At 61.8% G+C, this 19,235-nt stretch carries 18 protein-coding genes; 12 read left to right on the forward strand and 6 right to left on the reverse strand.

Translation table 11 applies throughout. The features are described from left to right. The first annotated feature begins 5 nt into the window (after positions 1–5). The 7 genes from M3484_RS05065 (at position 6) to M3484_RS05095 (ending at position 9,560) form a co-directional block, all read left to right on the forward strand. Positions 6–506, forward strand: coding sequence for a hypothetical protein (locus M3484_RS05065; RefSeq protein ID WP_249496014.1), 501 nt, complete (start codon positions 6–8; stop codon positions 504–506). Continuing rightward, entirely contained in the window at positions 503–910 is a 408-nt protein-coding gene (locus M3484_RS05070; RefSeq protein ID WP_249496015.1) for a C40 family peptidase, read from the forward strand. Before M3484_RS05065 ends, M3484_RS05070 begins: the two co-directional genes overlap by 4 nt. Further along, the gene (locus M3484_RS05075; RefSeq protein WP_249496016.1) at positions 910–4,377 is read left to right on the forward strand and encodes a TipJ family phage tail tip protein; all 3,468 of its coding nucleotides are present in this window, start codon (positions 910–912) and stop codon (positions 4,375–4,377) included. Before M3484_RS05070 ends, M3484_RS05075 begins: the two co-directional genes overlap by 1 nt. Before the next feature lie 88 nt (positions 4,378–4,465). Beyond that, positions 4,466–6,364: a hypothetical protein gene (locus tag M3484_RS05080; protein ID WP_249496017.1), complete on the forward strand. Its 1,899-nt coding sequence runs from the start codon at positions 4,466–4,468 to the stop codon at positions 6,362–6,364. 2 nt (positions 6,365–6,366) lie between these two features. Further along, positions 6,367–7,269 (forward strand): hypothetical protein, encoded by a 903-nt coding sequence (locus M3484_RS05085; RefSeq protein ID WP_249496018.1) that lies wholly within the window; start codon positions 6,367–6,369, stop codon positions 7,267–7,269. 223 nt (positions 7,270–7,492) lie between these two features. Next, positions 7,493–8,284 carry a DNA adenine methylase gene (locus tag M3484_RS05090; protein ID WP_249496019.1) on the forward strand — a complete coding sequence of 264 codons (792 nt, stop codon included), beginning with the start codon at positions 7,493–7,495 and terminating at the stop codon, positions 8,282–8,284. A 91-nt stretch (positions 8,285–8,375) separates the two neighbouring features. Continuing rightward, positions 8,376–9,560: a hypothetical protein gene (locus tag M3484_RS05095; protein WP_249496020.1), complete on the forward strand. Its 1,185-nt coding sequence runs from the start codon at positions 8,376–8,378 to the stop codon at positions 9,558–9,560. A gap of 97 nt (positions 9,561–9,657) precedes the next feature. Here the strand turns inward: M3484_RS05095 and pip are convergent, their stop codons facing one another. After that, positions 9,658–10,623 carry a prolyl aminopeptidase gene (pip, locus tag M3484_RS05100; RefSeq protein ID WP_249496021.1) on the reverse strand — a complete coding sequence of 322 codons (966 nt, stop codon included), beginning with the start codon at positions 10,621–10,623 and terminating at the stop codon, positions 9,658–9,660. 49 nt (positions 10,624–10,672) lie between these two features. Here pip and ubiG point away from each other — a divergent pair, with 49 nt between their 5' ends. The 3 genes from ubiG to M3484_RS05115 are packed head-to-tail and all read left to right on the forward strand — an operon-like array spanning position 10,673 to position 13,211. Further along, complete coding sequence (ubiG, locus tag M3484_RS05105) at positions 10,673–11,413, forward strand: bifunctional 2-polyprenyl-6-hydroxyphenol methylase/3-demethylubiquinol 3-O-methyltransferase UbiG (protein ID WP_092900802.1); 741 nt, start codon at positions 10,673–10,675, stop codon at positions 11,411–11,413. Between the two features lie 8 nt (positions 11,414–11,421). Then, the gene (locus M3484_RS05110; protein ID WP_249496022.1) at positions 11,422–12,357 is read left to right on the forward strand and encodes an Lnb N-terminal periplasmic domain-containing protein; all 936 of its coding nucleotides are present in this window, start codon (positions 11,422–11,424) and stop codon (positions 12,355–12,357) included. Further along, positions 12,342–13,211, forward strand: coding sequence for a YihY/virulence factor BrkB family protein (locus M3484_RS05115; protein ID WP_249496023.1), 870 nt, complete (start codon positions 12,342–12,344; stop codon positions 13,209–13,211). Before M3484_RS05110 ends, M3484_RS05115 begins: the two co-directional genes overlap by 16 nt. Positions 13,212–13,220: 9 nt before the next feature. Here the strand turns inward: M3484_RS05115 and M3484_RS05120 are convergent, their stop codons facing one another. From M3484_RS05120 to leuC, 5 genes are all read right to left on the reverse strand, one after another. Next, a complete protein-coding gene (locus tag M3484_RS05120; protein ID WP_249496024.1) occupies positions 13,221–14,216 on the reverse strand; it encodes an endonuclease/exonuclease/phosphatase family protein in 996 nt (331 codons plus the stop codon). 56 nt (positions 14,217–14,272) lie between these two features. Then, a complete protein-coding gene (locus M3484_RS05125) occupies positions 14,273–15,211 on the reverse strand; it encodes a hypothetical protein (RefSeq protein ID WP_249496025.1) in 939 nt (312 codons plus the stop codon). Between the two features lie 226 nt (positions 15,212–15,437). After that, positions 15,438–16,043, reverse strand: coding sequence for a 3-isopropylmalate dehydratase small subunit (leuD, locus tag M3484_RS05130; protein ID WP_249496026.1), 606 nt, complete (start codon positions 16,041–16,043; stop codon positions 15,438–15,440). Positions 16,044–16,053: 10 nt separating this feature from the next. After that, positions 16,054–16,575, reverse strand: a complete 522-nt coding sequence (locus M3484_RS05135; protein ID WP_092900790.1) for an HdeD family acid-resistance protein — start codon at positions 16,573–16,575, stop codon at positions 16,054–16,056. Positions 16,576–16,601: 26 nt separating this feature from the next. After that, positions 16,602–18,035 (reverse strand): 3-isopropylmalate dehydratase large subunit, encoded by a 1,434-nt coding sequence (leuC, locus tag M3484_RS05140; RefSeq protein WP_249496027.1) that lies wholly within the window; start codon positions 18,033–18,035, stop codon positions 16,602–16,604. Between the two features lie 402 nt (positions 18,036–18,437). Here leuC and M3484_RS05145 point away from each other — a divergent pair, with 402 nt between their 5' ends. Both M3484_RS05145 and rsfS read left to right on the forward strand, forming a co-directional pair. After that, positions 18,438–18,692 (forward strand): hypothetical protein, encoded by a 255-nt coding sequence (locus M3484_RS05145; protein WP_249496028.1) that lies wholly within the window; start codon positions 18,438–18,440, stop codon positions 18,690–18,692. Positions 18,693–18,786: 94 nt separating this feature from the next. Next, the gene (gene rsfS, locus M3484_RS05150; protein WP_249496029.1) at positions 18,787–19,233 is read left to right on the forward strand and encodes a ribosome silencing factor; all 447 of its coding nucleotides are present in this window, start codon (positions 18,787–18,789) and stop codon (positions 19,231–19,233) included. Positions 19,234–19,235: the final 2 nt, after the last annotated feature.

A 19,235-nucleotide genomic window follows, 5' to 3' on the forward strand; every position in this document is an offset into this window, starting at 1 on the left:
TCCGAATGGCTCAGGACGCGGATTCGACGGCTGAAATCTATGCCGTCCTTTTCCATATCGAGCATCCCGACCTCTCAGCGCCGATCCGGCTCTCCACCGATAACACCGAGCGCGTCACCTCAGATCCTGACCTGATGTACGGCACCCGGTCTAACTGGCGCGGCGCGAACCGCATCACTGAGCCCTTTCTGTGGATCATCGCCTCGACGGTGCTGCCATCGGATCTGGAAGACGCGCCGGCCAGCGCCCAGCTCGTGATCGAGAACCTTGACCGCGAGATGGTGCGGCTTCTCAACAGTTTCACCACGCCGGCCACGGTTCACATGGCTGTGGTGCTGGCTGACACGCCGGATCTGATCGAGCAGGAATGGTCTGGCCTTCAGCTCGTCTCCTCCGAGAAAGATCCCGGCTCGATCCTTGTCAGCCTGTCTCGCGAAGAGATCGAGATGGAGTATTTCCCCGCCGGGCGCATGACGCGGAACAGGTTTCCGGGGCTGCACCTGTGATCTGGTCGGATCGATATGTCGGCATCCCATATCTGGAGCTGGGCCGGTCCCGTGCGGGCTGCGATTGCTACGGCCTCGTGCGACTCACCTATGCCGATGAGCTGGGCATCAGTCTGCCTGACTATCTCGCCTATGATTCGGTTGAGGAGCATGCCGAGATTGCCGCGCTGATCGACGGCGCGCGGATCTCGCCTAGCTGGCAGCGCCTTGATGCTCCGCCACTCGCCCTCGATGTCGCCGTGTTCCGGCGGGGCCGGCTTTCCACCCATGTCGGCCTCGTCATCCGTCCCGGCCTGATGCTGCACATGCAGGGCGAGGATGCCGCAAAGGTCGAGAGCTACCGCAACGGGGCATGGAGCCACCGCCTTCTCGGCCATTACAGACATGTTGAAAGGGCCGTTTAATGACCCGTGAAGCCGCCTCAAAACCCGCGCCGATCCACGTTATTGCCGCGCGCCAGATCGACCCTGACGCCGCCCGTCTGTCTCTGGACCTGCCCGAGGGCATGACCCTGCGCGAAATCGTTCTGGCCGCGCTGCCGGGCGCCAAAGCCGCCGAGCTGGCCCAGTGCCGTGTGGCGCTGGTCAGCGACCGGGGGCAGTGGATTATCCCAGAGGAGAACTGGGACCGGGTGCGGCCACGGCCCGGAATCCGCATCGTGATCCGGGTTGTGCCCGATAAGGACGCGCTGCGGGCGATCCTCTCCATCGTGGTCACCATCGCCGCTTTTGCAGCCGGCCAGATCTGGGGCGCGCAGTTCGGCGCCATGCTCCTGCCGGGGGCGGCAGCGGCCACCCAAGTGGCGGTCGGCACCGCAATAATAGGAGTGGGGGTTTCCATTGTCGGCACCTTGCTGGTCTCGGCGCTGGTGCCACCGATCAAGCCCGAGAACCGCAAGGCCGAGAATCGCTTCAGCATTTCCGGCTGGAAGAACCCCATCGATCCTAACGGCGCGGTGCCCGAGATCATGGGTAGATTGCGCGTGGCACCGCCCTTCGCCGCGCTGCCCTATACCGAGATCGTCGGCGACTGGCAGTATGTCCGGGCGCTGTTCTGCGCCGGCTATGGCCCGCTGGAGATCGATGACATCCGAATCGGCGAGACCTCGATCTCCGAGTACAGCAATCTGGAACTGGAGATCCGCTACGGCCTTCCAGGCGAATTGCCCGTTGAGATGTTCCCCCGGCAGATCCTGGAGGAAAGCGTTGGCGTGGAGCTGACCCGGCTCCTGCAGCGTGATGAGAATGGCAATGTCATCCGAGGCATCATCGGCACCCGGACTGAGGGGCGAAGGGTCAGCCGCGACGAATGGGAAACCGTCACCGTCAATGTCATGGGGGATCTGCCTGGCCCCGAAACCCCAGTGACCCGCACCACCGGCGCTGATGCCTCCGGCGCCACGGTGATCCTCGCCTTTCCCTCAGGTCTGATCCGCTACAATGACGAGGGGAACAGCGAATCCGAGTCCGTTAGCATCCGCATCGAGCAGCGGCTCATCACAGGCGAGGCCTGGAGCCAGGTCGCCCAGCTCGACATGACTGCGCGCAAGCTCGAAACCTTCTACCGCGAGCATAGCTGGACATTCCCGATGCGCGGGCGCTGGCAGGTCCGCGTCACCATGCTGACGGTGGAATCCACCGATGCAAAGCGCCAGCGCCGCGTGAGCTGGGTCGGTCTCCAGACCGTGCGCCCGGAATATCCGCTGAATTTCAACAAGCCGCTCGCGCTGGTCGCGGTGCGGGTGAAAGCCACCCACCAGCTCTCCGGCTCGCTCGATAACCTGAATTTCATCGCCCGCCGGCGCTGCCTCGACTGGGATCATGTCTCTGGCACATGGGTGACCCGCGTCACCTCGAACCCGGCGAGCCTCTATCGCCTGGCGCTGCAAAGCCCGGCCAATCCTCGCCCTGAGGCCGATGCCGGCATTGACCTGGAAGCGCTGCAGGACTGGCATGATTTCTGCCGCCTGAAGAACCTGAAATATGACCGCGAGCTGGTCGATCAGAACACGCTCTTGCGCAATGTTCTGGCCGAGATCGCGGCGGCAGGCCGGGCCAGCCCGCGTCATGATGGCCTGCGCTGGTCCGTGGTGATCGACCGCCCGGATCTGCCGGTGATCGATCACCTGAACGCGCGCAACAGCTCGGCGCACAGATCGACCCGGAACTACACCCGCCTGCCGGATGCCTTCCGGGTTCCGTTCCTCGACGCCACCAACGATTACAAGCCGGCAGAGCGCTTTGTGCCGCGCCCCGGCTTCGTCGGTGAGCCGGAGCTGACCGAGGAGTTGCCGATGTCGGGCAAAACCGATCCGGCTGAGGTCTACCGGGAAGGCCTGCGCCGCTGGTATGAGATCATGCTGCGCCCCGACACCTATGAGGTGATGCAGGATGCGCCGTTCCGCGTGGCCACGCGGGGCGATCACATCGCGCTCAGCACCCCTATCCTCGACCGTGTGCTGGACGCCGCGCGCGTGCGTTATGTCTCTGGCAATCTGATCGAGCTGGACAGCCTCGTAACCATGGAATCCGGGACTGACTATGCCATCCGCTTCCGCGTTTATGACGAGCGGCCTCCGCATCTGCCTCAGGACATGATTGGCCGCTCCGTTGTCAGGGCATTGCAGACCGTGGAGGGTGATTCGCGCCTGATCACCGTCACCGGGCCGGGGGATGATCTGCCCCAGATCGGCGACATCCTTCATTTTGGGCCTGCAGGAGAGGAAAGCTACCGCCTTCTTGTCACCGGCATCGAGGCCGGCGAGGGCATGACCAGCATCCTGCGCGCCGTGGATGCTGCGCCGGAGATTGATACGCTGGTTGATGCCGCTGAAATTCCCGCCTGGTCTGGCCGGGTCGGTAGCGAGATCGCGCCCGATCTGGCCGCGCCGGCTGTGCCCCGCTTTCTGGAAATCACCTCAGCCGGGATCGATGCGGAGTTTCCGGGCCGGATTTCTGTGCTTCTGGCACCGGGCACCGGGTCCGTTCCTGCGGTCAGCTATGAGCTGGAGCATCGCTCGGGGTTGCTTTCGCCCTGGATCAAGCTCTCCATTCCGGCGGTCAATGGTGGTGCCACGATTGATGACTATGAGATCGGCGCCACCGTCCAGCTCCATGTTCGCGCGATCTCGGCTGCCAATGTTCCGAGCGCCTATACCCCGAGGGCAACGCTTGTGGTCGGCGGTGACGTGGATCTGCCCGAGGTGATCGACACCTCGGCCATCTCGATCACGGCTTTGCCCGGTGGCGCCCTCATCCAGCTCTCGACCGGCGATGACACCAACACGGCTCGCATCCAGATCTATCGCGCCAACTGGGATCTGCTCTATCGCGAAACCGATGCCTTTGGCGCGCCACACCCGGTCGCGCCGCTCCAGCCCTATTCCTTCACGCTGGGCGACACGACCCGCTCCAACATGATTTCCGGCGGCACCATGGCCAATCCCGCCGCATGGACAATGGACGCAGGCTGGGCGATCAGCGGTGGTCTCGCCACTCATACACCCGGCACCAGCGATACCATCGGGCAGGCCTTCGCGGCGGAAACAGGCAAGTTTTACCGGCTTGCTTACACCATAACAGGGCGCACTGCCGGCAGCGTCACGCCGCGCCTTGTCGGGGGCAGTCAGCGCACCGGCCAGGCGGCAGCGGCAGATGGCGAGCATCTCGACCGCATTCAGGCGGTCAGCGGCAATAACCGGATCGAGTTTCTGGCGTCGTCGGATTTCGACGGCTCGATCACCGGAGTGGTTGCCTATCTCGAAACCGCCGCATGCCTGTCGCAGGGCGAGCATTTCATCTGGCTGGAGCCGCAGACATCAGCGAGCGTTCCCGGCCCGGTCAGCGGTCCTTTCCCGATCATCGTGATCTGACACTCGCCGGGCCGGGGTGAAACTACATCCCCCGGCCTGACCATCGCGCGCGCGCGTAAAGCCATGACTGATCCCAATGGAGACAGGCATGGCAGGCGGCATCAGCTCTGAAAATATCAACCCCGTCAGCCTCGCTGCCGAGGTGCTGGTCAATGGGCCTGAGGGAACCGGTCGCCAGTCCTTCGGGGATCTCGTGGCACAGGTGGCCGGCACGGAACCGTTTGCCGGACGACTTCCAGAGGCGGGTGTCATTCCCGACCTGCAGGTCCAGATCGATGCTGCAGGTGCCGTTTCGGCTGGCTTGCGGACAGATCTCACGTCCCTGACCGGTAATGTCGGTCAGCAGGGTCAGGACATCCAGGCGCTGCAATCCACGGCGCTGGCTGCCACGCCCAGCTTCAACACCACGGCTGCTGCGCTCGCCAGCTCATCCGTGGCGATTGGCGGGCTTTTTTCGGTTCCTGTCCGCGCCAATGGCATCGAGTATCGCGTTTACCGAAAAGACGCTGGGCCAGTCGCTGCCCTGCAATATGAGGTTCCGATGCCTTCGGCTCTGGCGGAAAAGGCATCTCTGGACGCGCTGGCGAAGGCGGTGGGTGCAAGCTACGGGGTGGCGACTGCCGCAGGGCTTGTCGCCCTCAGTCCCAGCATCGGCCAGACTGCTGTCACCGCAGATAATGGTCATCTCCATCGCTGGACCGGCAGTGTATGGCTGGATACGGGTGGAAGTCCTGCCGATATCAAGGTCGGATTTTCCGATGGGATCGTGAAGGCGGTTACCTCCAAGACACTTTGGGGCGGACCTAATGTGTCGCTGATCTCAAGGGACGAGGCAGGTAAAATCCTGCTCCAGATGCATGACTATTCGATCCGCCAAGTGGTCGAACGTGCCCAAGATCTAGGTCTTCTGCCCCCGGACGTCTTGCATCTTAACCCGTCTCGTTCTCCCGGTCTCTTCGCGGGCGATCCGCAGGTCATGCTGTGGGGTTTGAACCCCGCTGGCGAGTTCGATGCCGTGCGTCCTTCGCAGCGGTTTGCAGATATGATTGCGGCCCGGCTACCCAACAGTAACCCCTATGACCCGGTTGCATCTAAGCTCTTTCCATCACTTGATCTTTCGTTTGTCGGCGACAGCATGACCACCGGGAACTGGGTCAATGTGGTGGCGTCATTGCTCGGCGGGCGAGCGACCGTCGTGCAGCAAAAAGGTGGCTTCACGTCCCCCGGCATGGAAGTGGTCTGCGGCATTGCGCCTCTGACTATTGGTGCTGTCGCTGGCGGTTCCGTGCCCGCCGACGGCTCACCTGTGGCAGTCGGCTCCAAGTCGACGAACATCCTGTCCAGTGGCGGCTCTTTCGGCGGTACAGCTCGCGGTTATTTTGCTTCCACTGGTATCGGCAATACCTGCGTCCTGACTTCCGACAGCGCAGGAAATTGGACGATCAACAGGGAGATTGCCGGCGCCGCAATTCCTGTTCCTGATGGCACGACCTTCATCCTGCATCCGACCTTGGGGACTTCAAGCATTCCAGCAACACTCCCGCCTCGGGGTCGGGTTCGTGTCCTGAGGCTTGGCCGGAATGGTGTTAAGGGAACTCATGCTGCGCGCATGGCCATCCGTGACTCGATCTTACGGCACATCGACCATGCTGACGTCCGTCAGATGCATGCAGTGGTCATCTCCATTTACAACCAGTTCCGCGCCACAGAACCGTCTGGAACTGCAGCATATGAAGCGATCATGGAAACCAACCGCCTGGTCCAGGAAGCAGTCGGCGGTCAGATATACCTCGACATGCGCAAGGCGGCAGTTTTGACAGCGGTCGAAGAGATGGGATTGACCCCTGATGCAGACGACCTCGCGGCCCGAGCCGCCGACTGCATTCCTGATCGCTTCTTCAGTGACAGCACACACATGACTGCAGCCTTTCAGGCTCAGTTCGAAGGGCCGTTCGTGGCTCGGGCACTCATGGCAAGAGGATACTGACCATGGCACTGATTATCATTGATCCGCAGTTTGTCCCAGATCTTGAGACCCGGCTCTCTGGCCTCGGGATTCAGACTGATCCCAATGCTGTCGTTCTGGGCGGAACCCGCTCTGTCTTCGACTTCATCGGACATTACGGCCCTGATGCGTTCGCCCAGAACGCGCTTGTTCCGGGTTTCATCGTCGGTCAGCAGCAGGGCAACATGCCCAACATCGCCAACCCCTATTCCAACGTGCACGCGAACAAAGGCCTGCTTAGGGACGAGGCCAACAAAAGCTTCACTTTCACTCCAAGGCTCGGAAACAACGTCCCCGATATAGCGGCTGTTGCCGCCAGCCCGTGGAACCTGAGGAGCTACGGAGACGGAGCATCTGTGATCATGGAGCATTGGCTTACGATCACGGATGCCGGTATGGGAGGCACCGAGCAAGACGCCAACCTTATCGGATTCGGACACCAGAACGGTATCTGGATGCAGTGGGGTCTGACTGTAAATCAGGTGACAAACGCAATCAGGTTCCGCGTTCACGGAGCCACCGAGACTGGGGCTGCCACCCAAGAGGTTTCTTTGGCCGGTCTCCGCAACATCCCACTGCAACTGGTGATCGTTATCAAACGAGACACTCCGACCTCGAATACTTTCACTGCCCGCCTCTATGTAAATAAAGTTCTGAGAGCGACCCTTGCGAACCGCTCGTATCCTCACACGAATCCTCAGGAAGGTCCGGTGTCGGGAACCATTTTCCCTGGATACATGACTATCAGTGGCGGCTTCGGCTCGAGCGTACGTGGCAAGTATCACCGAAGCAGCGTCACGCAGATTCCCCAGAACTGGACCGACGCACAGGTGCTGTCCTTCATCACCGAGCGGTACGACGAGATCCAGCCACTTCTGGCCGCGTAAGGGACGGGCGATCCTCGGCGGAGCCGCAGCATGGGCTGATAGCGCGGCGGAAAAGCAGCAGACCTAAACTGAAGTGATTTGGCCTCAAGGGAGGCCAGAGGGGGCCGCAAACCCCCTCTGACACGGGGAACACCGCTAAGCACCCCCGCCGACCAGTCAAAACTTATGGCCGCTCCACCCTCGCGAGGGCGGCACCTTGGACCACACCAATATGAAAGAGTCGATGATTCCCGTGACCCCGGTCGCGCCTGTTGCGCCATGGCTGGGCGGCAAACGAAACCTCGCGAAGCGGATCTGCAAGATCCTCGATGCGACGCCCTGCACCACATACGCCGAGCCGTTTGTCGGCATGGGCGGTATCTTCCTGCGCCGGTCAGCTCGCCCGCGCGCCGAGGTGATCAATGATTACGGGCGCGATGTGGCGAACCTGTTCCGCATCCTCCAGCGCCACTATCCCCAGTTCCTCGACACGCTGCGATTCCAGCTCACCACGCGGGCCGAGTTCAACCGGCTGGTAGAAACGCGGCCCGACACCCTGACCGATCTGGAGCGGGCGGCGCGATTTCTCTACCTCCAGCGCACGGCCTTCGGCGGCAAGGTTTCGGGGCGGAATTTCGGCGTGGCGCTGGATCGACCCGGTCGCTTCAACCTTTCGACCCTGGAGCCGATGCTGGAGGATCTGCATTCCCGCCTGTCAGGCGTGGTGATCGAATGCCTCGATTTCGGCGAGTTCATCCGGCGCTATGACAGCTCAAGCACCATGTTCTACCTCGATCCGCCGTACTGGGGCTGCGAGGGCGACTACGGCAAAGAGCTGTTCGCGCGGCAGGATTTCGAGCGGTTGGCCGAGGCTTTAAGGGGCCTTAAAGGCGGCTTTTTGCTCTCCATCAACGATGTCTCCGAGGTCCGTCGCATGTTCGCCTGGGCGCAGATCGAGGAGGTGGAGACCACTTATTCCATCGCGGGAAAGGGCAACACGCAGCGCGCGCCGGAGTTGCTGATCAGGTCGAGGTAAGACTCGGCTGGGGGCATCTGCTAGAGATCGTTTGATTCGAGGGAGGGTATTGTGTCTTCACAACCTCCCACCCCAGAACGGCTAGAGCGATATGGATCAAGATCCGATCAAGAAAATCATCCACACTGCAGCGCCCCAGCTCTGGAAAAATTTCAAATTTTTCGAGCTGGGGGCACCACTCCACAATGTGTTCGAGTGCCGACTTTTTTCCGATGCATTCTTGCTGGGAGAAGCCCGAGATCTCGGACCTATCTCGGTGTTGAATGGCGTCCCGCATAGGCGATACGGTGACGACTATGCGATGAAGCCCGTTGCGATACTTCGGACCTTTGATCATCGACCAATGGAGGCTTGGTCACCCAAGGAAACATCATCATTCTCTCACTATCATGGCGGGCAAATATTTGACGAGGCAGCCGCGCTTTTAGGTCTGATACTTGATGTAAGGGTAGCCGCAGGTTTGCCAGAACGTGATTTTCTCATCGATGACGATCCGTTTGGCCGGCCCACACTTTACCACCGAGATTTTGAGCCCAGCTACAACCCAGGCAGGCGCTCAGAGCAAATGCCAAGACTTCTCCGTCAAACCAGCATGGAGCCACTCTCGCGCCTAACGACGCTGGGGCAACTGTGCGAAGCTGATGCGACGGCGCTTGTGAAGGCGGCTCGGATGTTCCAGAACGCGACTTGGATCGCCAACGCTGATCCGGCAATGGCGTGGCTCATGTACGTGTCCGCTGCGGAAACCACCGCAGTTAGATATGACACAGGCGCGAGCGCGCCCGACATTGACCCCGCAACTTCCTATCCAAAAATAGTGAAAATACTTGAGAAGTCAGGGAGGATGGACCTCTTGCCCGAGATTCTTGGCGCACTCCGACCCCAAACACGCGCCTTGGCAAAGTTCCTTCACTTCATAGCCCGCTTCTCACCGCGACCGCCCGAACCACGACCTCAGCACGGGGCCTTTGACTTCTCAGAGTTGTCGGTTCGAGCGGCTATGAAAAGTATCTACACACACCGTAGCAATGCCTTGCATAGTGGCACTGCCATGCCCCTACCGATGTGTTTGCCTCCATCGGTCGGCAAGCAGGGGGAGGTAGTGGAGACCCCGTGGGGCGTAGGCACGGAGACGAGGGATGCAAACTGGCTACACGACGAAACGCCGATGCTTCTTGGAACCTTCGCACACATTGTCCGAGAGGCGATCCTTGGCTGGTGGCTAGAGCTAGAAGCCGCTCCCATACCTCGCCCGCCAGGAGACCCCGCACACTAAGCTATCACTGCTGCAACCTTGCGTGTCACGCCCTGCAAACTTCGATGTCAGCTATCAGTCAGCTATCAGCAGTCTTGTCCCAATTAAGCACGGTGTTTCAGCGCAGACGGTCCATCACCCGCACCAGCGCTTCGGAAATGCCGGGCTCCGACAGCGCGTGACCAGCCAGGGGCACGAAATGCACCCGCGCTTTGGCCCAGCCCTCCGCGAGGTTCCAGGCCGATTGCGGCGGGCAGACCATGTCATAGCGCCCCTGGACGATATCGGTGTCGATATCTGCGATCCGGGCACGGTTCTGTACGATCCAGCCATCCTGGTCCAGAAAGCCGCCATTGATAAAATAATGGTTCTCGAGCCGGGCAAAGGCATGGGCATAATCGGCGGGGCTTTCGCCCATCCAGCCGTCGCTGCTGATCGAGGCCAGCGCGTTTTCCCAGGCCGACCAGATCCGGGCGTAGCGGATTTCCGTCATCCGGTCGCCCGAAAAGAGCCGCCGGTGATAGGCCGCAATCAGATCGCCGCGCTCCTCCTCCGGGATCGGGTCGATGAAGCGCTGCCACAGTTCGGGGAAAAACGCCCCCGCGCCGCCGCCGTAAAACCAGGTGAGCTCGCGCCGCGTCATGAGGAAGACCCCGCGCAGCACGAGGTTCGAAACGCGGTCTGGATGGGTGATGGCGGTGATCAGCGCCAGCGTCGCCCCCCAGCTGCCGCCAAAACCGATATAGCGCCCGATGCCAAGTGCCTCGCGGATACGCTCGACATCGGCGACCAGATCCCAGGTCGTGTTGCGGATCACCGAGGCGCGGGGCACCGATCTTCCGCAGCCGCGCTGATCGAACAGCACCACCCGGTAATGGCGAGGGTCGAAATAGCGCCGCATCAGCGGGCTGCAGCCGCCCCCGGGACCGCCGTGAAAGACAATCACCGGAACGCCATCCGGATTGCCGCATTGTTCAACATAGACCTGATGGCCGTCGCCCATATCCATCATACGCTGGTCGAAAGGCTCGACCGGCGGGTAAAGGAAATCCGATGCGCGTTTTTGTCCTGATCTCTGGTCCATTGCGGTCTATATAACGTGATGAAAAGACAAAGTCGAACGAGGACATGCGATGTCAGCCGCAAGCACTATCGATCCTGCCGAAGTCGCCAAATTCCAGGCCATGGCAGAGGAATGGTGGGATCCTAAGGGTAAATTCCGCCCGCTGCATCTGATGAACCCCTGCCGGCTTGACTATATTACCAGCCAGATTGCCGGCGAATTTGGCCGTGATCTGACAGCACCGCGCGCTTTTGACGGGTTGCGTCTCCTCGATATCGGCTGTGGTGGCGGGCTTTTATCCGAGCCGATGGCGCGGCTGGGGGCTGATGTGACCGGTGCCGATGCGGCCGAGCGCAATATCCCGGTGGCCCGCGTCCATGCCGAGACCCAGGGTCTCCGGATCGACTATCGCCACACCACCGCCGAGGCACTGGCCGCTGCCGGTGAGCGTTATGATGTCGTGCTGAATATGGAAGTGGTCGAGCATGTCGCCGATCCGCTGGCCTATCTGACCGCCTGCCAGCAGCTGCTGAAGCCCGGCGGGCTGATGATCTGTTCGACCATGAACCGCAACACGAAAAGCTTCGCCATGGCGATCATAGGGGCCGAATGGATCATGCGCTGGCTGCCGAAAGGCACGCATGACTGGGCGAAATTCATCACGCCGGATGAGCTTTACGATCTGATCCGGCAGGCCGGGCTTGACCCGGTGGATCGCAAGGGGATGGTTTTCAACCCGGTCTCCTGGCGCTGGAGCCTGTCTTCGCGCGATCTTTCGGTCAATTATGTCACGGCGAGTGTAAAACGGTGAAAGCAGTGGTGTTCTGGCTTGTCCTTAGTCTTTTTGCGGCCTGGGCGGCGGCGGCGCTGTGGGTGCAGTTCCCGCATGCACGCCCGCTGGCACTGGCCGGGTTGGGAATGGCGGTCCTCCTGGTGGCCTGGGCGCGGCTGGGGCCCGGCTGGGGCTGGACCGGGCTTGCCCTGCTGCTGGTTCTGGTCTTGGGCTGGTTTTTCAGCCTGCAGCCGCGCCAGGATCGCGACTGGGCACCCGATGTCGCGTATATAGTCAAGGGCGAGGCCGAAGGCAGCCTGGTTCATCTGGAAAACATCCGCACCTTCCGCTGGAAGACCGCCGATGCGGCAGTTGAGGGCTGGACCAGCCGGACCGTCGACCTGGCGAAACTCGACGGGGTCGATATGATCACCTCCTCCTGGGGTAATCCGAAAATCGCACATCTGCTGGTCAGCTTCCGCTTTCAGGACGGCACCCCCCTGACCTTCTCGGTCGAGATCCGCCGCGAGAAAGGCGAGAGTTTCTCGGCGCTTGGCGGTTTCTTCCGCCAGTTCGAGCTGTCGCTGATCGCCGCTGATGAGGCAGATATCGTGCAATGGCGCGCCGTGCCGCGCGCCGAAGAGGTGCATCTCTACCCGCTGGATCTGACCCAGGATCAGCAGATCGCGGTCTTTCTTGGCTTTCTCAGGCTGGGCAATGACCTGAACGAACGGCCCGCCTGGTATAATACCGTGACCGCGAATTGCGCCTCGGTGGTGTGGAAACTGGCACGGGTGCTGTCTTCCGATCTGCCGCTGGACCGCAGCCTCGTGATGCCGGGCCTGCTGCCGGAATATCTCGACCGCCTCGGCGCCCTTGCCGGGCCCGGCACGCTGGACGAAAAGCGCGCCCGCGCCCTGATCTCGCCGCGCGCGCGCGAAATGCCGCCAGGCGCAGATTTCTCCACATGGATCAGGCAATGAAGGCGCTGCGCCGGATCTGGCGCTTTATCCCGGCGGTGGGCGAGCGGATGACCGATGGCCATTTCGGCCTCGTCGCCGCCGGAGTGGCCTTTTACGCCATGTTCGCGGTCTTTCCCGGCCTTGCGGCAGTGGTGGCGATCTGGGGGATGATGGCCGATCCGGTGGTGATCGCGGGCTATCTCCAGGTGGCCGAGCGGTTTTTGCCCCCCGATGCCAGCCTGTTGATCCATGAGCAGGTCATGGGACTGGTCAATGCACCGCGCACAACGCTGGGCTGGGCCACGGTGCTTTCGCTGCTGGTCGCGCTTTATTCGGCGCGCAACGGGGTTTCGGCGTTGGTCCAGGGGCTTGATGTGGTGCATCGCGCAGTGCCGCGCTCCTGGCTGGGCGGCATGGCGCGTGATTTTGTTCTGACGCTCGCGCTGATCGGCGCGCTGATCGGAACGCTGGCCACGGTGGTGGTGGTGCCGATCTTCCTGTCCTGGATGCCGCTGGATGATTTCGCGCCACGGCTGACCCGCTTTCTGCCCTGGGCGGCGATGCTGCTGCTGGTGCTGATCTGCCTCTCGATCCTCTACCGCTACGGCCCCAATGTCCCCCGGAACGAGCGTTCGCGCTGGTTCTCGGGCGGGGTCATTTTCGCGACCCTGGCCTGGGCGGGGGTCTCGATGGGCTTCTCGCTCTATCTCGAGAATTTCAACAGTTACAACAGGATCTATGGCTCGATCGGAGCCGCGGTGATCCTGATGATGTGGCTCTACCTCTCGGTCTGGGCAATTCTCGCAGGCGGGGCAATCAATGCGGAGCTGGATCAGGCGCGCCGCATCCGGCGCCAGATGGGCCGGATCGGCTGAACGTCGCGCTCATGGCGTCAGCCTGATCCAGATCGGAAAGCTGCGCGACGCGGCACCGGAGGCTTCCGAAAGCGGATCCTCCGGTGCCGGGCGCAGGATCCCCGCCTCAGCCACCTCAGACGCGGCATCGGGCAGAATCACTGCCGTGCGCAGGCCCCCGGTTTTTGCAAAAACCGCCGTGTCCAGCGCCGGATCGCCAAGCTGATCCGGATCTGCCGGTGCAAAAGCCGCACGCGGCGCCGGGTCCTGCAGTGCGGAATGCGTGATCAGGCTGCGGATCGCATCATGCCGGCCATCCCCGTCAATCGGGTCGAGATTGCTGACACCCATCACCACAAAGGGGAGCGCAGGCGGTGCCCATGGCAGCCGCCCCTCGATCAACGCGGTCCAGAAGGCGGTCTCATCATGGTTGCGCCGCGCATTCACCTCGCCCGGCGCACCGAAAACCGGAGCCGCGCCATGCCAGGTCAGCAGCCGCAGCCGCCTGCCATCAGGGAGGATCAGCGGCACCTCCCAATGGCCGGTGGTCGAGAGCCGCAGCACCTCGCGCGCCTCAGAAGGCAGGGATTGCGGCCAGAGCGCACCGGGCAGATCGGCCCAGAGAAAAGGGCTGAAGTCACGCGCAGCGGCGCCGTCTGTCGGGAGCTTCGACAGGATCACCATACCGGACTGACCGGCGAAATAGCCCCAGCCCTGGGCATCCCCCGGCCCGCCGCGCCGCCCGTCAAGATCCAGATCGAGACCGGTCGCGATGCCCCGATTGGGCCGCAGCGCGAAGAGATGCGGATAATCCGGCCCGATCAGGGCCAGACGGTCGGCAAAATGCCGCGCCGCCAGCAGCCCGTGGTCATAATCGAACCCTGCAAGCAGGATCACATCGGCATCAAGATCTGCCAGCACCCGAAGCGCCGCCTCGACCTGCGCATCTTTGCCGCTGACGATGTCGCGCAGCAAAAGGCCGGGCCCCCGGCGCTCCAGCTCGATATTCCACACTGCAAGCTTCACCCCCGTCTCAGCCAGCGCGGCAGTGACGGGCAACAGGATCAGGCAAAGCCAGGCGATCAGAGGGCGGCAACGATACCCGGATGAGTGGGCGGCAGATTGGCGACCCTGCGCTGCCGGATCATGGCCGCGATCCGCCCCATGGCGACGCCACGCATCAGAAGAGAAGCCGGAAGGAATGCCCATGCCGCCATCGTCCAGATCAGGGTCTGCGGCGAGGTGAGCGTTACCGGATCAAACCCGCCCGAGACCAGTGTCACCACCGCCGGGATCAGGAATGGCAGCAGAAAGCCTAAGGAAAGGTTAAGACGCGCGTCGCGCTCGAGCCGGTCCACCACATCGCCGCCGGCAGTCGGCTCGAATGTCGGCAAGTTCACCCAGACATTGAAATCCTTGTGGCGCGACGGCCAGCCTTTCAGCTTGAAGATCACAACAAAGAAAGCCAGCGAAATCAATGAAATGATATAGGCCGTACCGGCGGCACTGCGGACAGCCGAAATATCGGCCGCGCTTGCATTTTCCGACATCATCATCGTGGCAAGGCGGACGGGCGAATAGGGAAAGTCGAGCGAATGCCCGATCAACAGGCCAAGCGCCTCGAACAGGCGGGTAAAGGAAGTGGGGGCGATATTGGCCGCCTCGATCACCGAAAGAATGAAAACGGTGAGAAACAGCGCCAGGTAACGGATGCGGTTGAAGGGCGGCGCGTCGCGGAATTCGACAAGGCTCGGATAGACGGCATTATATTCGGCAAAGGTCAGGACACCGCCGAACAAAGCGATCAGTGCCACCATCTGCTGCGTATCAGGCCCCGTCCCCGGCAGGATCACCGAGGGTGTGGCGATGAGAAGCATCACCAGAAATGCGCGCACAAGGGCGCCGGTCAGCCGTGAGACCACTGCCTTCACTTCCTCAACATGGACGGAAGCGATACGATGCCGCCTCCTGTTTCCCATGATCCCGCCGACATTATGGCGGATCGCCTCAATTTTGCCCAACTTTTGCCTACTTTCGCCGAGTGAAGCAACTATCATCCCTATGAGACCCTGGCCCTGTGGCCGAAACAGGGCGAAGATGTTGCAAGAATGGAGCAAAAGCGACAATCCCCGGTGAATCCGGAAGAAAAAATCACGAGAATTCAACGCATCAAAAAAAACGCGGCACCCCGGGGATGCCGCGTTGAAATCAACCACCCCGGGTTTGCCCCAGGCAGACTTAAAGGGGTCAGGCCCAGGGGCGGGCGGCCGCGTTCTGCTTCTCGAATGTGTCGATCGCCGAGACTTTCTCCATCGTGAGCCCGATATCGTCGAGCCCGTTCAGGAGGCAGTGCTTTTTGAACGCGTCCACCTCGAAGGCAAAGCTCTTGCCATCCGAGGCCGAAACCGTCTGGTTCTCAAGATCCACGGTGATGCGGGCATTGGCGCCCTTTTTCGCGTCGTCCATCAGGTAGTCGACAGCGTCTTGCGGCAGGATGATCGGCAGAATGCCGTTCTTGAAGCAGTTATTGTAGAAAATATCCGCAAAAGAGGTCGAGATCACAGAGCGGATCCCGAAATCCAGCAGCGCCCAGGGCGCGTGTTCGCGCGAGGAGCCACAGCCGAAATTATCGCCTGCGACGATGATCTGGCTCTCGCGATACGCTGGCTGGTTCAGCACGAAATCCGGGATTTCCTTGCCGTCGAGCGTGTAGCGCATCTCATCAAACAGGTTCACGCCGAGGCCGGACCGCTTGATCGTTTTCAGGAATTGCTTCGGGATGATCATATCAGTGTCGATATTCACAAGCGGCATCGGCGCCGCAATCCCGGTGATGGTGGTGAATTTATCCATGGGTTTTCGCCTATTGGAGTTTTCTCAGCGCAATGCCCATCGCGATCAAGGCGGCGCCGACAGAGAGAAGTTCGATGGCCAGAAGCGTTCCAAGCAGGATCGCGCTGGCTGCGGGAAGGAAGAAAAGGACATAGAGCCCAAGTCCGACCGAAAGCAGCCCCGTCAGGATCAGGACCCAGAAGCCCTGACCTGCGGATGTTCCAAGACGGAAGGCCCAGACCAGCCGCAACACGCCGGTCGCGAAGAACAGTGCCCCCGCCATAATCGTCAGCGAAATCAGGCCCGCCAGCGGATTGGCCAGCAGCCAGACGCCCAGCACCAGCTGCATCAGTGCCAGAAGCATCAGCCAGCCGCGCGATGGCAGCGCTTTGTCCGAAAAGGCGGCAAAGAGCCCTAGCGCACCCGAAATCAGAAAGGCCAGGCCAACAAACACCGCCACCGCCAATGAAGCAGGAAGCGGAAAGATCAGTGCAATAAGCCCGGCGATTACGGCGAGCACGCCTGCAAGAATGCTGGTAGTGGAACCCTTCATGACGACTGTCCTTTGACTGTGTGAAATCAGACGGTTTCCGCCATGATATCACGAATATCAGTCAGGTGGCCGGTAATTGCTGCTGCGGCCGCCATCACCGGCGACATCAGATGCGTGCGGCCGCCACGGCCCATCCGGCCCTCGAAGTTGCGGTTCGAGGTGGCAGCGCAGCGCTCGCCCGGGGCCAGCTGGTCAGGGTTCATGCCGAGGCACATCGAGCACCCGGCCAGACGCCATTCAAAGCCGGCATCGGTGAAGATCTGCGCCAGACCCTCTTCCTCGGCCTGAAGCCGCACGAGGCCCGAACCCGGCACAACCATGCCACGGACGCCCGGCGCCAGTTTGCGGCCTTTGAGGATCCCGGCGGCGGCGCGCAGATCTTCGATGCGGCCGTTGGTGCAGGAGCCGATGAACACGGCATCGACCTTTACATCGGTCAGTTTCATGCCAGGGGTCAGGCCCATATAGTCGATGGAGCGCTGCGCGGCCTCGACCTTGCCGCCCTCGAAGTCAGCGGCGAAAGGCACCGTCGCGGTGATCGGCAGCACGTCTTCGGGCGAGGTGCCCCAGGTCACGACCGGCGCGATATCTTCGCCTCTGATCGTGATCACCTTGTCGAAATGCGCGCCTTCATCGGTGAAGAGCGTTTTCCAGTAAGAGACCGCAGCCTCCCATTTCGCGCCTTTCGGCGCATGGGGGCGGCCCATGCAATAGGCGAAGGTCTTCTCATCCGGTGCGATCAGACCAGCGCGGGCGCCGCCTTCGATGGCCATGTTGCAGACCGTCATCCGGCCTTCCATCGAAAGATCACGGATCGCTTCGCCGCAATATTCAATGACATAGCCAGTGCCACCCGCGGTGCCGGTCTTGCCGATCACAGCCAGGGTGATGTCTTTCGCGGTCACGCCGGGCAAGAGCTTGCCGGAGATCTCGACCTTCATGTTTTTCGATTTTTTCTGGATCAGCGTCTGCGTCGCCAGAACATGTTCGACCTCGGACGTGCCGATCCCATGTGCGAGCGCGCCAAACGCACCATGGGTCGCGGTATGGCTGTCGCCGCATACGACCGTCATACCCGGCAGCGTCCAGCCCTGTTCCGGGCCGACAATATGCACGATGCCCTGGCGGATATCGGTCACCGGATAGTAAACCACGCCGAATTCACGCGCGTTCTTGTCGAGCGCTTCGACCTGGATGCGCGATTCCTCATTGTCGATATGGGTCTCACGGCCCTCGGTCGTGGGCACGTTATGGTCGGGCACCGCGATGGTTTTCTCGGGCGCGCGCACTTTGCGACCGGTCATCCGCAGGCCTTCGAACGCCTGGGGGCTGGTGACTTCATGCACCAGATGGCGGTCGATATACAGAAGACAGGTGCCGTCTTCCGACGTATGGACGACGTGGTCGTCCCAGATCTTGTCGTAGAGTGTTCTCGGAGCGGCCGATTTAGGGGCGGTCATGGCTCTCACCTTTTGGGATAGCTTTTCAGATTGACTGGTTCACGAGGTCCGGCGGCGTCTGGGCAGGTGATCCTGCCCGCCGCGTCAAAGACGTGCGAGAATGTTGCGGGTCGCACCGAAAAACCGCGCCGGAAGACGCGCGTGGTCGGTGATGTTGAAATAGATGAACCCTTGCATAAGCTGGTATCTAGCCCCGAATCCTGTTTCAGGCAAGGGTCGGGCCAGATGGCGCCATGGCGAAGGCGGGCAGACCCCGTCTGACGCGGAATGGAAGGCGCGCTCAGGCTATTTCAACGGCGAGAATCACGACAGGCGGACGCTCGGGATCACCAGCCGCTGATCAAGGCCTCCTGGGGCGAGACCTGACGGTTCTGTCTGCCGGTTTCGACAGCAGACAGGCACATGAAACTCCCGGTCCCGGGCTGGAAGGGGATCACCTTCGATGTGATACCCCGCCCGCGCAGCCTTACACTTCTGGTCGGCGGTCCGGATCACCCAGCCCGGCTGTCGGCAGCGATTAAGGCGCTGACTGAGCGGGTTGCACTGCGGCGCGAAGATCTGCCCGCCTCGGTGGGCGGGCGGCCATTGGCGGGCGAGATGATGGTCTGGCGCTGCCGCCTCGGCACCCGCGCCAAAGTCGCGGCCTTCGCGCTCTGAGCCCCCGGCCGCCGCTGCCATGCGACCTGATCCGTCGAATGTTGAGATTACCCGCTCCGGGTGATAGGCTGGCCTGAGATGCCCGGCGCGGGGCTTGCGCGCTGCTTTGGAGGACACTTCCCTGTCCCATACTGACCCTGCAACCGGCCTGCCGGTTGCCCCGCGCGCCGGACGCCCTGCCCAGACGGAATTCAGCTCGGACGCCGTTCGCGACGCCGTCATGGCCTCGGTCGAGGATGACAAGGCCGAGGATGTCGTGCTGATCGACCTGCGCGGCCGCTCGGATGTCGCCGATTACATGGTGATCTGCTCGGGACGTTCGTCGCGCCAGGTGGCCGCGATTGCCGAGAAATTGTCGGAACGACTGAAGCAGGCCTTCGGCATCGTCTCCCGCATGGAAGGCAAAGAAACCGGCGACTGGGTGCTGATCGATTCGGGCGATGTGATCGTCCATGTCTTCCGCCCGGAAGTGCGTGAATTCTACCAGCTGGAAAAGATGTGGCTGCCCGCCGGACAGGTCGGGGCCGCCCGCACGCTGTAAGC

It is taken from the genome of Pseudomonas sp. GX19020, assembly GCF_023371075.1.
Taxonomy (GTDB): domain Bacteria; phylum Pseudomonadota; class Alphaproteobacteria; order Rhodobacterales; family Rhodobacteraceae; genus Pseudogemmobacter.

Excerpts from the sequence above, each read along its gene's own strand:
- M3484_RS05065 (WP_249496014.1), top strand. The coding sequence starts at position 6 with ATGGCTCAGGACGCGGATTCGACGGCTGAAATCTATGCCGTCCTTTTC.
- M3484_RS05075 (WP_249496016.1), top strand. The coding sequence starts at position 910 with ATGACCCGTGAAGCCGCCTCAAAACCCGCGCCGATCCACGTTATTGCC.
- M3484_RS05080 (WP_249496017.1), top strand. The coding sequence starts at position 4,466 with ATGGCAGGCGGCATCAGCTCTGAAAATATCAACCCCGTCAGCCTCGCT.
- M3484_RS05085 (WP_249496018.1), top strand. The coding sequence starts at position 6,367 with ATGGCACTGATTATCATTGATCCGCAGTTTGTCCCAGATCTTGAGACC.
- M3484_RS05090 (WP_249496019.1), top strand. The coding sequence starts at position 7,493 with ATGATTCCCGTGACCCCGGTCGCGCCTGTTGCGCCATGGCTGGGCGGC.
- M3484_RS05095 (WP_249496020.1), top strand. The coding sequence starts at position 8,376 with ATGGATCAAGATCCGATCAAGAAAATCATCCACACTGCAGCGCCCCAG.
- pip (WP_249496021.1), bottom strand. The coding sequence starts at position 10,623 with ATGGACCAGAGATCAGGACAAAAACGCGCATCGGATTTCCTTTACCCG.
- ubiG (WP_092900802.1), top strand. The coding sequence starts at position 10,673 with ATGTCAGCCGCAAGCACTATCGATCCTGCCGAAGTCGCCAAATTCCAG.
- M3484_RS05115 (WP_249496023.1), top strand. The coding sequence starts at position 12,342 with ATGGATCAGGCAATGAAGGCGCTGCGCCGGATCTGGCGCTTTATCCCG.
- leuD (WP_249496026.1), bottom strand. The coding sequence starts at position 16,043 with ATGGATAAATTCACCACCATCACCGGGATTGCGGCGCCGATGCCGCTT.
- M3484_RS05135 (WP_092900790.1), bottom strand. The coding sequence starts at position 16,575 with ATGAAGGGTTCCACTACCAGCATTCTTGCAGGCGTGCTCGCCGTAATC.
- leuC (WP_249496027.1), bottom strand. The coding sequence starts at position 18,035 with ATGACCGCCCCTAAATCGGCCGCTCCGAGAACACTCTACGACAAGATC.
- M3484_RS05145 (WP_249496028.1), top strand. The coding sequence starts at position 18,438 with ATGAAACTCCCGGTCCCGGGCTGGAAGGGGATCACCTTCGATGTGATA.